The organism is Xenorhabdus yunnanensis (assembly GCF_028598805.1).
Classification (GTDB): domain Bacteria; phylum Pseudomonadota; class Gammaproteobacteria; order Enterobacterales; family Enterobacteriaceae; genus Xenorhabdus; species Xenorhabdus yunnanensis.
Window position 1 is genome coordinate 1 of sequence record NZ_JAQRFI010000239.1, and the last position, 475, is coordinate 475.

A 475-nucleotide genomic window follows, 5' to 3' on the forward strand; every position below is an offset into this window, starting at 1 on the left:
GCCGGATAGATCATCCGTCGCCCAGCGAGTCGCCATGATGATTTCGCCACTGTTTTTTGACAATCGCGTTTTGAAGGTCGAAACGTACCAGTTCCAGATACCACTTTTGGTTGTCGGACTCAGGGCTTCTTTCGCGTTTTTGATCGGGTCGTCAATAATGCCCAAATCCACCTTCTTACCGGTTAAGGGACCGCCGACCCCCTGACTGATATAGACCCCTTTACGCCCGACGATTTCGAACGTTTCAGAGTTACGCTTGGCTTCAACGTCAATCGTGACCCCCCGGCGTGAATTCAGTGCCGAGCCGGGAAACAGTTCCTTATATTCCTCCCCCATCATAATGCGCTGCACATCGCGGTTCATGTCCGAGGCCAGATCCTTACCGTACGATAGCCCCGCCACACGCATGTCGGGATACCGGCCAAAGAAGTACGCAGGCAGATAGCGCGAGACAATATCTGACTTACCGTGCTGA

1 protein-coding gene is annotated in these 475 nt (G+C 53.3%); it reads right to left on the reverse strand.

Annotated elements, in window-relative coordinates:
- A partial coding sequence (locus PSI23_RS22050; protein ID WP_273557050.1) for a terminase large subunit domain-containing protein occupies positions 1-475 on the reverse strand: 475 nt, incomplete at both ends.